At 46.4% G+C, this 14,676-nt stretch carries 10 protein-coding genes and 1 other RNA gene; 1 reads left to right on the plus strand and 10 read right to left on the minus strand.

What is annotated here, in order from left to right; translation table 11 throughout:
* Positions 1 to 5: 5 nt before the first annotated feature.
* From tmk to ABVC65_RS01405, 5 genes are all read right to left on the minus strand, one after another.
* The gene (gene tmk / locus ABVC65_RS01385) at positions 6 to 716 is read right to left on the minus strand and encodes a dTMP kinase (protein ID WP_353582421.1); all 711 of its coding nucleotides are present in this window, start codon (positions 714 to 716) and stop codon (positions 6 to 8) included.
* A 21-nt stretch (positions 717 to 737) separates the two neighbouring features.
* Complete coding sequence (gene topA, locus ABVC65_RS01390) at positions 738 to 3,590, minus strand: type I DNA topoisomerase (protein ID WP_353582422.1); 2,853 nt, start codon at positions 3,588 to 3,590, stop codon at positions 738 to 740.
* 170 nt (positions 3,591 to 3,760) lie between these two features.
* Positions 3,761 to 4,882 (minus strand): PAP2 family protein, encoded by a 1,122-nt coding sequence (locus tag ABVC65_RS01395; protein WP_435528269.1) that lies wholly within the window; start codon positions 4,880 to 4,882, stop codon positions 3,761 to 3,763.
* Between the two features lie 221 nt (positions 4,883 to 5,103).
* Positions 5,104 to 5,200: signal recognition particle sRNA small type (ffs, locus tag ABVC65_RS01400), an RNA gene on the minus strand.
* Between the two features lie 67 nt (positions 5,201 to 5,267).
* Positions 5,268 to 6,410: an inositol-3-phosphate synthase gene (locus ABVC65_RS01405; protein WP_353582424.1), complete on the minus strand. Its 1,143-nt coding sequence runs from the start codon at positions 6,408 to 6,410 to the stop codon at positions 5,268 to 5,270.
* Between the two features lie 134 nt (positions 6,411 to 6,544).
* Between ABVC65_RS01405 and ABVC65_RS01410 the strand changes: the two genes are divergently transcribed.
* Entirely contained in the window at positions 6,545 to 8,896 is a 2,352-nt protein-coding gene (locus tag ABVC65_RS01410; protein WP_353582425.1) for a transglycosylase domain-containing protein, read from the plus strand.
* 340 nt (positions 8,897 to 9,236) lie between these two features.
* Here the strand turns inward: ABVC65_RS01410 and ABVC65_RS01415 are convergent, their stop codons facing one another.
* From ABVC65_RS01415 to dnaK, 5 genes are all read right to left on the minus strand, one after another.
* Entirely contained in the window at positions 9,237 to 9,950 is a 714-nt protein-coding gene (locus ABVC65_RS01415) for an HAD family hydrolase (protein WP_353582426.1), read from the minus strand.
* Between the two features lie 120 nt (positions 9,951 to 10,070).
* The gene (locus ABVC65_RS01420) at positions 10,071 to 10,685 is read right to left on the minus strand and encodes a heat shock protein transcriptional repressor HspR (RefSeq protein WP_004112824.1); all 615 of its coding nucleotides are present in this window, start codon (positions 10,683 to 10,685) and stop codon (positions 10,071 to 10,073) included.
* A 40-nt stretch (positions 10,686 to 10,725) separates the two neighbouring features.
* Positions 10,726 to 11,769, minus strand: a complete 1,044-nt coding sequence (locus ABVC65_RS01425) for a J domain-containing protein (RefSeq protein WP_353582427.1) — start codon at positions 11,767 to 11,769, stop codon at positions 10,726 to 10,728.
* A gap of 209 nt (positions 11,770 to 11,978) precedes the next feature.
* Positions 11,979 to 12,746 (minus strand): nucleotide exchange factor GrpE, encoded by a 768-nt coding sequence (grpE, locus tag ABVC65_RS01430; protein ID WP_353582428.1) that lies wholly within the window; start codon positions 12,744 to 12,746, stop codon positions 11,979 to 11,981.
* A complete protein-coding gene (gene dnaK / locus ABVC65_RS01435) occupies positions 12,746 to 14,644 on the minus strand; it encodes a molecular chaperone DnaK (RefSeq protein WP_004123135.1) in 1,899 nt (632 codons plus the stop codon). Before dnaK ends, grpE begins: the two co-directional genes overlap by 1 nt.
* Positions 14,645 to 14,676 lie beyond the last annotated feature (32 nt).

Raw genomic sequence — 14,676 nt, forward strand, 5'->3', positions numbered from 1 at the left:
AGTCCTTAATTTTCTGGCGATTCTGGGGCTTCTGGCGATTTTTTGTCACATATTCCAGCATTATCCATCAACTTGCACATGTCTTTAGCAATCAACTTAGATAAGTCGCAAGCTGGCAAAGTGGCGTCTAAAACGCAAAATCTTTGCGCATTTTGTTTAGCAAGATCTAAGAACGCTTCACGCGTGCGGCGCGCAAAATCAAGCCCTGCACTTTCCATGCGATCCGCTTGCCCGTGCAATCGCACAGCAGCATCTTTCTCGCTCATATCTAGCAAATACGTGCGATTTGGCCAAAGGCAATTAGACGCCCACTCGCTTAAATCGCGCACGTCTTGCATAGTGAGTTCACGCCCCCCAGACTGATACGCTAGCGATGAGTCAATGTAACGGTCCGTTATAACCACCGCACCGCGCCGCAAGGCTGGGATGATGATTTGCGCAGCATGTTGAGCGCGATCCGCAGCAAACAGAAGCGCCTCGGTGCGCGCAGAAATCGCTCCGCCGTGTAGAAGAATGTTGCGCAACTGTTCGCCCAACGGTGTTCCGCCAGGCTCTCTCGTAACAACAACCTCAAGTCCGCGTGCTTGCAAAAAATCACGCAAAGCCTCAACTTGCGTGGTTTTCCCAACGCCGTCTATACCTTCAAAAGATATAAAAAGACCCTTAAGACCTTTGTTTAAACCGCTAAGCCCGCTGTTTTTAAGACCTATAGCCATTTTTACATACCTCTACCAGGTTTACTCGCCTTTAGACGTGGACTTTTTTGCTGTGCTCTTTTTTGCAGCAGGCTTTTTAGCGGCCGTTTTCTTAGCGGCCGTCTTCTTTGTTGCCGTCTTCTTTGCAGCAGTTCTCTTGCGCTTTACAGGCCCTGCCGCACGCTTTTGCGCCAAAAGCTCAAACGCCACTTGCGGCTCAATCGACTCAGGCGTGTACTGCTTTGGAAGCGTGCGATTCGTAACGCCGTCTGTAATATAAGCTCCGTAGAAGCCGTCTTTAATTACCACTGCTTTGCCGCTTTCTGGATCTTCTCCAAGCTCCCTAAGCGGCGGTTTTGCGGCTCCGCGAGTGCGCTTTGCATACTTCGGTTGAGCAAAAAGCTCCTTGGCTTCGTCTAAAGTCACACTAAAAATCGCGTCTTCGCTTGCAAGCGAACGATTGTCTGGCTTGGCATCCACAGCCGAATCGCCAGCATCCGCGCGCTCGTAAGTCTTAGTCAAATAAGGTCCATATCGACCATTATTCGCCTCAATCTTCGCGCGCTTTACTTCGCCTTGCTCATCAACTTCTTCCACAATGCCAACCAATCGAGGCAAATTCAAAAGTCGCAAAGCATCTTGCAAAGTTATTGTTGCAGGGTCCATTGTTTTAAACAAAGACGCCATTTTTGGCTTAGCTTTAGCAGACTTTTTAGATTTTGCAGAAGACTTTGCGCCAGTTTTAGCAGAATCGTCGGCTGCTTGCGACCCATCCTCATCCGAGGCTTCAACAAGAGCAACGTACGCTCCAAAACGCCCGTTCCTAACTTCTACACTGCCTCCAGTTTGCGGATCCGTACCCAAAACGCGCGGACCGTCAGAGTTGTTCTCAATCAAATCTCGTGCAACTTGCTCAGTCAACTCGTCTGGAGCCAAAGTGCTTGGAATCGAAGCTCTGCGCGCATTGCCCTCTTCGTCTAGATTCTTCGTATCTTCCAAATACGGGCCGTATCTTCCTACGCGCACGTGCAATCCGCCGCCAATATCAATCGTGTTGATTTCTCGAGCGTCAATCTCGCCAAGCTGATCAACTTGTTTTTGCAAACCTTCATGCATTGCAAAGTCGCCAGCAACCGCCCCGTTATCTCCAAAGTAAAACTTGTAAAGCCAATCTTTACCAGCTTCCTCGCCATGTGCGATGCGGTCCAAACCATTTTCCATGTCCGCCGTAAACGCATAGTCAACGTAAGTTGGGAAATTAGATTCCAAAAGCTTAATAACAGCAAAAGCAAGCCAGCTTGGAATCAACGCGCGCCCACGCTCATACACGTATCCGCGGTCAATAATCGTGGAAATAATGCTAGCGTAAGTAGACGGCCTACCAATCTCCTTAGCTTCCAGCGTTTTAACTAAAGACGCTTCCGTGTAGCGAGCTGGCGGCTGAGTTTCATGACCATCCGCGCTAACTTGCAAAGCTTTAAGAACATCGCCATTAGCCATAGGCGGCAAAGCCTTAGACTGCTCGTCCTCGCTAAATCCGCCAAACACCTTCATAAATCCAGCAAACTCAATCACGGTTCCAGAAGCTTGGAAATTAGCAGTTCCAAAGCTGCCAGCCGAAGCATCTAGCTTAACTGTAGCTGTAAAACCAGTAGCATCCGCCATTTGAGATGCAAGAGTGCGCTGCCAAATAAGCGTGTAAAGTTTAAGCTGATCGGCAGGGAGAGCGCCAGCCAAATCCGCAGGATTTCTAAACGTAGATCCAGCAGGACGAATACACTCGTGCGCTTCCTGAGCGCCTGCAGAAGTCGTAGCATACTGTTTTGGAGAATCCGCTAAATACTCGTCTCCAAAACTAGACTTAACGCAATCTCGCGCCGCAAAAATCGCTTCTTTAGAAAGTGTTACAGAATCAGTACGCATGTAGGTTATGTAACCGTTCTCGTACAAAGATTGAGCCGCGCGCATAGTTTGGCGAGAGCTCATCGACAAGCGGTTTCCAGCAGTTTGTTGAAGAGTAGAAGTTGTAAACGGAGGCAATGGGCGGCGGCGATACGGCTTAGTGTCCATTGAGCTCACAACAAAATCAGCCGCGCCAAGACTCTGTGCAATCGCACAAGCATCTGCCTCATTCAAATAGTGCGCTAAAGCAGATTCGCCCTTAGTTTTTTGAAGCTCGCCAAGCGAATTAAAATCTTTAGAAGCAGCCAAACGCTCTCCATTTAGAGCCGTCATTCGCGCCTGAAAATCAACGCCATTTGCGCTCAAATCCGCGCAAACATCCCAATAGCTCGCCTTTTTAAACGACATCCGCTCGCGCTCGCGCTCAACAATCAAACGCGTTGCAACAGATTGCACTCGCCCAGCAGAAAGACCCGGCCCAACTTTACGCCACAAAACTGGCGAAAGCTCGTAGCCGTACAATCTATCCAACACGCGGCGTGTTTCTTGAGCATCAACCATATGGTCATCAACGTTTCGCGTGTTAGCAAGCGAAGCTTGAATCGCATCTTTTGTAATCTCGTGAAACACCATGCGCTTTACTGGCACTTTTGGCTTAAGTGCTTGCACAAGATGCCACGCAATCGCTTCTCCTTCGCGGTCCTCATCAGTTGCGAGGAACAATTCGCCCGACTTTGCGAGCGCAGCCTTTAAATCCGAAACTGTTTTCTTTTTATCCGCGCCAACAACATAGTATGGCTCAAAACCATTGTTTACATCTACGCCAAACTTGCCAAATTCTGCCTTTTTAGCAGCTGGCACCTGACTTGGCTGTGCTAAATCACGAATGTGGCCAACGGATGCCATAACAGTGTATCCGTTTCCAAGATATCCGCCTATTTTACGCGCTTTAGTGGGAGACTCCACAATGACAAGCTTGTTCTGCTCTGTCATACGCTCTCCTTTCGTACAGATGCATTTTGTATGCATATTCCGCGCTTTTACTACTCAATCCACGCAAACTCTAACGCAATACGCGTTTCATATTCAACAAAATCAACAAAATCAAACTTTGCGAAATATCAGCATATACTCCTATATATACCACTTTACTTATTTTTTATTCAATTAGACGATAATCTTAACAATAAATCGTCCTCATCTTGACGTTTTGGAACTTCGCTTTTTGAAGGAGGAGTAGGCGGAGCACCAACTAATCCGAGCCTACTTAAAGGAGCTGCACTGGATTGTCTAAGAACCATCAAAACGCCGAAAGTCAAGCTACACACTCCTGCTACAGCCCAATATGAGGAAGAGTGCGCTACTCCTATAGCCCATTTTGCACCTAAATCTATTCCTGGCATAATCTGGTAAATCATGTACGAACAGTAAGTTAGGCAGATTATTCCCATTGTGATCATTGCGCTTCCAACGATTTGCACGCTTATAGATGATCTTCTTGAACCTGGCACGTCCATTCCAGATGATCTTGTAAAAATCAACACTGTTGACGTTACAGCACCAACTATGAGCACGGATATCATAACGTCTGCCGGCCTGTGCCATCTGCCTCCCAAAAGAGCTATGGCAAGCAGAAATGTGATTATTGCTGAGCCAAATGCAACCCATGCTCTAAAAGCGCGACTTACAGCGCAAACAAGCAGCGCGCACGCAGCCGCCATTAGCAGCATGTGACCAGACGGAGCGGAATTTTTTGCAAGCGTTGCTACATTTACTAGGATCGGACGCGGAAGCACACGTTTTAGAGGCTCTGCAGCTAGAGATAAAACTAGTATTACAGCGCATTGCGCAATCAGCCACCAGCGTTTTCTTATGATTGATATTATTACTGCCGCAGCGCAAATCAAGGCAGATAAGACTATAACGAGTATGGAACTTCTAAGCGGAGTTAGTACAACAGACAGCCACGACGGAATGGCACTATATCCAAAAGTACTAATCACCATTTCTTCATACGACTGACCTATTGCGGTTCTAACGGCTAGAATCCACATGATTGATGCAAAATATGCAAAAAGAACAGCACACAGCGCACACAAAGCTATTGTTGATATTCTAGGACGATTCATCAGCGGATCTAGCTTAGAAATATCTTGATTAGCCTCGCTGCTTTGAGAATTTTGACTATTTTTGATATTTTCACCAATGCCGCTAATTTGGCTATTATCACTGTCGTCGCTGCCATCGCTAATCTTGCTGCCTTCAAATAGACTCATACCAAGCATTTTATCAAACAACACTCCATGCGCGACGACCTGCCTTCGAGCTTAGAGCGTAGCGCGAGAAGGCAATTCGGAGCGCTGAGCTTGCTTAAGGTTGAAAGCACAGTGTGCTTTCAACGCAAGCGAAGACGTTCGCGCGCTTAGACCGCGCGAACGATGTGACGGGTTTTGTACCAAATTTGACCTAAATCACGTACAAAAAGCGGAAGATTTTTCAAAGATATTACAGAAAACCCCCGCGCACCCACCAGAGGCCACTTACCCTTGCTGCATTCCTGCCCTGGGGGGATTGGGTGACGTAGTGCCACGCGGAGGCTCTACCTATAATACACGATTTTGGCTACAAGTCGAGCGCAAGTCGCAAGCTTCCGCACCATTAGACGCATTGCTAGGCGCGCCACACGCTTTTACCATGTTCTTTTGCAGCCTCAACATCTGCATTAAGCTGCGACTCATCTGCCTCAACATCTCCAGCAATATAGCGCTCAACGAGTTCGCGCGCCTCGCTATCTTCATGCTGAACAGCTGGCGACTTCATAAAGTAGGAGCTAGGAGCCAAAATCGGCCCCGAAAGCTTGCGATCCAGCGCAATCTTCGCTGCGCGCACAGCGTCGATAACAATACCTGCAGAATTAGGCGAATCCCACACTTCGAGCTTGTACTCCAAGCTAAGCGGAACATCTCCAAAAGTGGTGCCCTCTAAGCGCACAAACGCAAACTTGCGATCGTCAAGCCAAGCAACATAATCCGAAGGACCAATGTGCACGTTGTGATCATCCATATCGTGCGGAACAATCGAAGTAACCGCGCGCGTCTTAGAAATCTTCTTCGACTCAAGCCTAGAGCGCTGCAACATGTTCATAAAGTCCATGTTTCCGCCAACGTTCAACTGGTAAGTGCGATCCAAACGCACTCCTCTGTCCTCAAAAAGTCGCGCCATAACGCGGTGCGTAATCGTAGCTCCAACCTGGCTTTTAATATCGTCGCCAATAATCGGAACGCCTGCGTCACGGAACTTTTGCGCCCAAACTGGGTCGGAAGCAATAAAAACAGGAAGGCAATTTACAAACGCGCATCCAGCTTCCATAGCCGCCGTAGCATAAGCCTTGTCTGCCTGCTCGGAGCCTACTGGCAAGTAAGACACAAGCACGTCTACATGCAAATCGCGCAAAACCGCTGCAACATCCACAGGTTCTTCTTCGGATTCGTCAATCATCTGCTTATAATAGTCGCCCAAACCATCGTAAGTAGGTCCACGCTGCACTTTAACACCGAGATTAGGCACGTTTGCAAAGCGAATCGTGTTGTTTTGCGAAGCATAAATCGCCTCGCTTAAATCATGACCCACTTTTAAAGCGTCAACGTCAAAAGCTGCTACAAACTCAATATCTCGCACGCGATATTGCCCAAAAACAGCATGCATTAATCCTGGAATTTTATCGCCATCATTGGCATTTTTGTAGTATTCAACGCCTTGAACCAACGACGAAGCACAATTGCCAACACCGGCAATGGCAACGCGGATACTCATATAAACTCCTTGCCCAAAAACAACAGCATATAATCATGCTGCACTAACACACTTTTATAATACTAGCTTTTACAAATATTACACATGATATTACATATGATTAAAATTCCTCGCCAAGCGCTAACTTGGATTATATGGTTGCAAATAGTAATGGACAAAATTCGCACTCTTCTAATACAGGACGCACTGTAAGAAGCGCGACTTCTGCAGAGGAAAGACGACGCGCAAACGCCAGAACTGGAACAGCCAGACCAAGCGCAACAAGGCAGAGGCGTCAAGGAAGAAGACACAAAAGAATCCGCGACACGTGGCGAACAAAACATCCAATCCTATTTTGGGCATTAATCATAATTTTTACGCCAATAATCCTTGGCACACTCGTATTTGCGGTTATGTATGTGAACACCGACATTCCGCAGCCAGATAAGATTGCAATGGCAGACAAAACCAAGGTGTACTACGCAGACGGAAAAACAGAAATCGGTAGTTTTGCGGAACAAAATCGAGAAATCATAAGTTGCTCTGCGCTAAAACCATATGTTGGCAACGCGATAGTCGCAAGCGAAAACAGATCGTTCTACAAAGACGGTGGAATTGATTTTAAAGGAATTGGACGCGCAATAATTCACAACGTAACTTCTAAAGGACGCTGGGGCGGGTCCACAATAACACAACAGTATGCAGAACGCTACTATCTTGGTGAAACAAAAACGTATTTAGGCAAGCTTCATGAGGCGATTCTAGCTCTAAAAATCGCGCAAACACAAGATAAAAACACTGTGCTATGTAACTATATGAACACTATTTATCTTGGTCGCGGAGCGTATGGAATTCAGGCGGCAGCAAAAGCGTACTTTGGTGTAGAAGCAAAGGATCTTACACTATCTCAAGCAGCAATGCTGGCTGGAATAATCCCTGCACCAAGCAGCTGGGATCCTGCAATCATGCCTAAAGAAGCGAATATGCGATTCAAGCGCGTTCTTAGGATTATGCGTAAAGACAAGTACATTACTGACGCAGAATATAAAAGCGCTAAAATGCCACAAACCATTAATCAGACTAAGCAAAACGTTTATTCAGGACCTCAAGGTTATTTGCTTCACATGGTTCGCAGCGAGCTTACTCAAAGCGGAGCTTTTACAAAGGAAGACCTTGATACTGGCGGATATCGTATTGTTACAACAATCGACAAAGCTAAGCAGGATTTAATGTTTAGTGTGGCAAGCCCTGCTATGGGTGGTCGCGGAATCACTCCAGCTGGGTTGCAAGTAGGTGGAATGAGTGTAAATCCTAAAGACGGGTCAATCATATCCGTTTATGCTGGAGATGACTATCTTTCTAAACCGCTTAATAATGCTACTCAAGCCCTTTATGAGCCTGGAAGTACCATGAAGCCATTCGCTTTAATCGGTGCTATTCAAGCTGGAACAAGTCTTAATACGCTGTTTAATGGAAATTCTAACCTAAAGTTTGAAGGCATAGATAAGCCTGTTAACAACTATGCAAACACTAATTGGGGAACAATCAACCTTTATAAAGCAACAGCAAACTCTGTGAACACGCCGTTTATGTCTTTGCAGCAAAAGCTTGGGCGTAGGGCTGTGGCTCATACTGCTGTTACGGCTGGCTTGGATCCTAAGAGGATTAATGGCGAAAATCCGTTCACAGTGTTGGGTAACGACCCTGTGCATGTTAGCGAAATTGCGCGAGCCTATTCTACGATAGCAAGTCAGGGACGTAGACCAGATATTCATATTGTTGCTAGCGTTAAGAATCCAGATGGTAAAGAATTTTATAGAGCTCCAACATCTGGACGACAAGTGTTTTCTCCAGCAGACATGGCTCTTACCACTAAAGCTCTGCAAGGCGTTGTGCAATATGGTACTTCTACGGAAGCTAGGGGTGTTGGCAAACCTATAGCTGGAAAGTCTGGTACTGCAAACGATGAGACTGCATGCAGCTTTGTTGGTTTTACTCCTAGTGTTGTAACCGTGTTTGCTATATGGTATCCGAATGCGCAGGGAAATCCTCAGCCTGTTCCGTCTTTCCGCGGTTATCCAGGCGGTGTTGGGTATTCTGCGCACTTGTTTACAAAGTATATGCGTCACGCGCTTACTGGAATGCCTACCGAGAAGTTCCCAGAAGCTAAGGATAACGGCAAAATTGGTGGTGAAGATGGCAAGTGGGGACTTGGCGGCAATAGGCATACTTCGGAATACGACTACTCGGATAGAGCTTCTGACGATAAAGAGCCTTATAAGGAAAATAAGGATAAAGTAGATAGGACAGAAAATAAGCCTTCAGATTCTGCAGGCGCGGCTGCTGGCGACTCTTCACGCGCGTCCGAAGGATCTTATGGATCTGGGCTTGGTTCGGGAGAGTCTGGTCAGTCTGAACGCGATTCGTCTGGAGCATCTGGCTCGGCAGGGTCGCAATATGGATACTCTGGATCAGAGACTCAAGAAGGCGCTGCTGGCGGCGATTAATCTATATTTCCCCGAGTTTGTACGTGAATCGGGTCGAATTTGGTACAAAAAGCGTCGATTGGTTCGCGCGTTACAAGATTACGTAGGTTGCGCCAAGTAGGTAGAGATTCGAGATTTTTCGCACTGAATGAGATGAACCTCAGCATGAAATGGTGATTCATCGAATGAAGAAGAAAAATCGAGAATCTCGGTGATTAAGATATACGCAAAAGTTTTAGATATTCAGAAGGTTTGATGTATTTCTATACGAGCAATAAAAGAGGAGCGTAGCGACGGGACTTGCGAGGAGAGAAATACTCAAACCTCGCGCAACAGCAAGCAAAGAAATACCGTTCGCGCGCTACTGCGCAATTCGCGCAATGATGTAGCGCTCAAGCGTTTGAGGCGTAACATCTTCGTATCCATGTATATCAGCGAATTGCGGTCCGTTACTTACGTCTAGATTCGAGTACGCTGTTTGTGCAAGAGTCGTCGCCCCCGAAGCCGCAGCCGACTTTAACCCTGCAAACGAATCCTCAATAGCGATGCAATACTTCATGTTTTGCGCACTAATACCAAGCAGTTTCCCTGCTGCTAAATATGGCTCGGAGCTTGGCTTTGTAGCATATCCATCGTCTCCGCAAATGTATCCTGCAAACGCACCTTTTGGCGCATGGTTCACAATGTTTTCAACAAGGCGCCTTGGTGAATTGCTCACTAGAATCGAAGGGATTCCTGCATCCGCTAATTTTTGCAAAAGATTCAGAACGTCTGGTACCCATGGAACCTCTATCTGCTCTTTTTGCGCCACATAGTCCACCATCGCGTTGCCGATTTCTTCAACGCCCATTTTTGTTCCGCGAGCAATCATGGCTTCAGCAACGTCTTTTAAAGATCCACCAGAATACTGCCAAGCTAATTCTTCGCTCCATTCGCCACCATGTTCTTTTGCGATTTGGATTTCAGCATCATGCCAATATGGTTCCGAATCAATTAACGTGCCGTCCATATCCCAAAAGACTGCGGAAAGCTTGTGATTTGTGGTGTTTTGCGCTGCTGTTGTGTTTATTGCCATCAATACCCTTTTGTTTTGTTGCTTTACATATGCAATATTTATATTTTATATTTACATTTTATATTTAAACATTTGATTAGTATTTAATAATATCTAAACTAATGTTAGACTGCTACATTGCTATATTCTGAATGCTCGCCACAAAACAACAGACTTATCGTCGTTTAAATCATCATAATCACAATTGTTGTATTGAGCATCGTTTTGCGAGTGAGAATGTTTATTATACGATGATGGCAATGCGCGCTGTTGGACACGAATATCGCGCCGCCAATCCTTTGCGCTTTGTGACCTTTGAACTTCTACAATATTCCCATCTACAGTCGCAGTAAAAATATTTCGTTCAGCGCAATTGGCTTCTTCAATCAAATGTCTTACTTGTCTTTTAAGCTGGCGATTTTCTTCTTGCAAAGCCAAAATACGCATTATTCCAGCAAGATTTACTCCATCTTCTTGACTTAGTTTTTGTGTTTGCACAAGCCTATCTATGTCTCTAAGAGAGTATCTTCTAGCTCCACCTTCTGTACGCTGTGGCATAATCAAGCGCAGCCTGTCGTACTGTCTTAGTGTTTGTGGATGAGTGTCGGTTAGGTTGGCTACGTGGCTTACTGTAAAAATCGGCATGTCGATTTTAAAGCCGACTTCATCTGCGCCGTCAAGAGTTGCGCTTCCACGCACTAACGCCACTGCACACATTTCGTACAATGCTTTAGTTTGGCGCTCCAACCTAACCATGACTTTTCCTTTCTACACGCATGCGTTAAGCGATTTGTTGCTATGCTCGCAAATCGTGCACTTCTTGCTCATATGATTCTCCGCATGCCTTGTTGAATTCTTTTGCAGCACGCTTTATCATCATGCCCGATCGCTTTGGTATTTGTATTTGTACGATTCCTACAAAGGCTCCATTTTTACCTGGCACGCCTTCGCCTTCTACACGTACTTCGCTACCGCTAGATGTTCCAGCTGGCACTTTAAACACTACTGGATTACCATCTAGGTTTTTAAGCGTGACTTTTGCTCCGCGAACAGCCTCATCTAGTGTAAGCGGAAGATTTGCCACTAAATCACAGCCGCGTATAGAAAAATTATCGGTTTTTTCTACCTGCACCTGTAAGTACATATCTCCAGCTTCTCCACCAAACTTCCCTGGCTTACCCTTGGACTTTAAGCGGATTTTTTGCCCATCTTTTACTCCTGCTGGAATATGAGTTTTAAACGACTCTCCGCCCGATCGCAGCGAAACCGTAGCACCTTTGAATGCTTGTTTAAATGTTAGTTTGATTGAAGTTGTAATGTCTTCACCGCGTTCAGGCGAATTTTGTTGAGCAGATTGACCATACTGACCATATTCTGCGCCACCATTAAAGCCACTTCCTCCAAATCCTTGCGAAGATTGCGCTCCTGCGCCTCCCGTGAACATGGAGAATATGTTTCCCATGTCTGGTCCAGCTCCGCTTGTGGAGAATCGCACGCGAGAGCCGCCGCCCATTGGCGATCCGCCGAACATCGATGAGAATATATCACTGAATCCACTTGCGTCGAATCCGCCTGCTCCAGAACCTCCAGCGAATCTTGCTCCACCCGCTCCAAATTGGCGTATCGCATCGTAACGCTGACGTGTTTGCTTATCTTTCAACACGTCATACGCTTCGGACACGTCTTTGAATTTTTCTTCCGCTTCTTTTGTTTTGTTTAAATCAGGATGATATTTTCTAGCTAGTTTTCTGTATGCTTTTGTGATTGTGTCTTCATCGGCATCTTTGGAGACACCGAGCACTTTGTAGAAATCTTTGGCTAACCATTCATTTTCAGCCATTTGTGCCTCCTTCTTATGTTTCGAGCACATTGGCATAACATTTATATATAAACCTTAAATACAAACCTACTCGTGTTGGTTTTGCGTTTTTAAACAGTGTTTTAAACGTTTTAAACCAGCACGAGTAAGTTTTTATGGGATTCTTCGCAAGTCGGTAACTGCGTTTTAATGCGTTACATACAAACCATACGAATGTTTCACAGCGTGTTTCACGAGTTTGCTGGCGATGCAACAACCACTCTAGCTGCGCGAATCACTCGATCTCCGATCCTGTATCCTGCTTCTACAACAACATCTACTGTGTCTTTTGTAGCATCTGGATCTGGCTTATGCAGAATCGCATCGTGCTTAGTAGGGTCAAATTCTTCGCCCTTTTCGCCGAACTTTTCAACGCCGAATTTCTCAAATGCTTTGTCTAACTTTGCAGCAACGGCTTTAAATGAATCATCCATATCGCTATGTTCACGAATACGATCAATATCATCTAAAGCAGGTAGCAAAGCTGTTAAAACATCGATAATTCCATGTTGACGGAACCGATCTTGCTCTTTAGAAGCACGGTTGCGGAAGTTTATGAACTCTGCTCGCTCGCGTTGCAACGCTTCCAAATACTCCGCTGCCTCTTTTTTGGCTTTGCCAAGAGGCGTTAAAGAATCTTCTTTTTCGTTGCTTTGCTTGTCTGAAGAATCATTATTTTCTTTCGACTTACTAGCGTTGGCTGCATCGTCGGTTGCTGGCGACTCTTCACGTTCGGCACTTGCATTAGCGTCCGCATCTTGCGTTGCCGCATGCTTTGCCTCATGAGTAGCTGCGTCTTGTGCTGCGTCTTGTACTGCGTCTTGCGATGCATTCACATGCTCATTAGACGAGGCTGCACTAGCAGAATCTGCTGGATTTGGCGATTCTGCCGAATCGCCAGCATCCGAAGGCACATCTTCCAATCCGCTCAAGTAGTCGTTGGCGTTAAACTCGGACATTACTTGTTGTCCTTATCGTCCTTGTCGTCGTCCACCACTTCGGCGTCAACCACGTCGTCATCCTTTGCAGAAGATCCAGCGCCAGCATTTGCATCAGCAGAAGCGCCTGCAGAGCCTGCGCCAGCCTGAGCGCCAGCAGCACCCTGCTGAGCGTAAAGCTGCTGACCGATCTTTTGAGCAGAAGTCATAAGCTCGCTCTGAGCAGACTTAATCTTCTCAATATCATCGCCCTTCAAAGCTTCCTTCAAAGCATTCACCTTATCGGTAACTTCCTTGGAGATTTCGTCAGAAAGCTTATCCTTATTATCGTTCACAAGCTTCTCAGTCTGATAAGCGAAGGATTCTGCCTGGTTACGAGTATCCGCTTCTTCCTTACGCTTCTTATCTTCAGCTTCGTGAGCCTCAGCTTCCTTAACCATGCGGTCAATCTCGTCCTTTGGCAAACCAGAACCGCCCGTAATCGTCATGGACTGTTCCTTGCCAGTGCCCTTATCCTTAGCGGAAACGTGCACAATGCCGTTAGCATCAATATCGAAAGTAACTTCAATCTGAGGAACACCACGAGGGGCTGGAGCAATACCAGTCAACTCAAAAGTACCGAGAGGCTTGTTATCGCGAGCAAACTCACGTTCACCCTGGTAAACCTGAATCAACACGGATGGCTGATTGTCTTCTGCAGTAGAGAACACTTCGGATCGCTTAGTTGGGATTGCAGTATTACGCTCAATAAGCTTTGTCATAATTCCACCCTTGGTTTCAATACCCAAGGAAAGTGGAGTTACATCAATAAGCAGAACGTCTTTGCGGTCTCCCTTAATAACGCCCGACTGTACGGCTGCACCAACAGCCACAACCTCATCTGGGTTCACAGACTGGTTAGCTTCCTTACCGCCCGTAAGCTCCTTTACAAGCTCCTTGACGGCTGGCATACGAGTTGAACCACCAACAAGCACTACGTGATCAATCTGGCTTACGGAGATGCCAGCGTCGGAAAGCACGTTGTTAAATGGCGTACGGCAGCGACCGAGCAAGTCGGATGTCATTTCCTCAAAGTGAGCACGAGTCAAAGTCTCATCCAAATGCACTGGAGTTCCGTCTTGAGTCATTGCCAAGTACTGCATAGAAATTGAGGTAGAAGTAGAAGAGCTAAGCTCCTTCTTTGCTTGCTCAGCAGCTTCCTTCAAGCGCTGCAAAGCAATCTTATCCTTGCTCAAATCAACGCCATACTTGTTCTTAACTTCGCCAACAAGCCAGTCGATAATCTTCTGATCCCAATCATCGCCACCCAAGTGGTTATCGCCGTTAGTCGCCTGCACCTGAATTGTGGAGAAGCCGTCATCATCCTTACCAATCTCAAGCAAGGACACATCGAAAGTACCGCCGCCCAAATCGAATACCAAAATGCGCTCGTCTTCCTTGCCCTTTTCAAGACCGTAAGCCAAAGCTGCAGCAGTTGGTTCGTTAATAATACGAAGCACATTCAAGCCTGCAATCTTACCTGCATCCTTAGTTGCCTGACGCTGAGCATCATTGAAGTATGCTGGGCATGTGATAACAGCATCGGTTACTGGTTCGCCCAAGTAAGCCTCAGCATCGCGCTTCAACTTCATCAAAACCTGTGCGGAAATCTCTTGTGGAGTCCACTTCTTGCCGTCAATTTCAACAGACCAATCAGTGCCCATGTGGCGCTTTACAGAGCTAATCGTGCGATCAACGTTTGTTACTGCCTGACGCTTAGCAACTTCGCCAACCAAGATTTCGCCCGACTTGCTGAATGCCACCACGGATGGTGTTGTACGTGCACCTTCAGCGTTAACAATAACTGTTGGGCTTCCGCCTTCTAGTGTTGCAATGCAGGAGTTCGTTGTTCCTAAATCAATACCTACTGCGCGTCCCATAATATCTCCTAGCTATCTTTAATCTATGTACC

Source organism: Gardnerella vaginalis (genome assembly GCF_040427915.1).
Lineage (GTDB): Bacteria > Actinomycetota > Actinomycetes > Actinomycetales > Bifidobacteriaceae > Bifidobacterium > Bifidobacterium vaginale_C.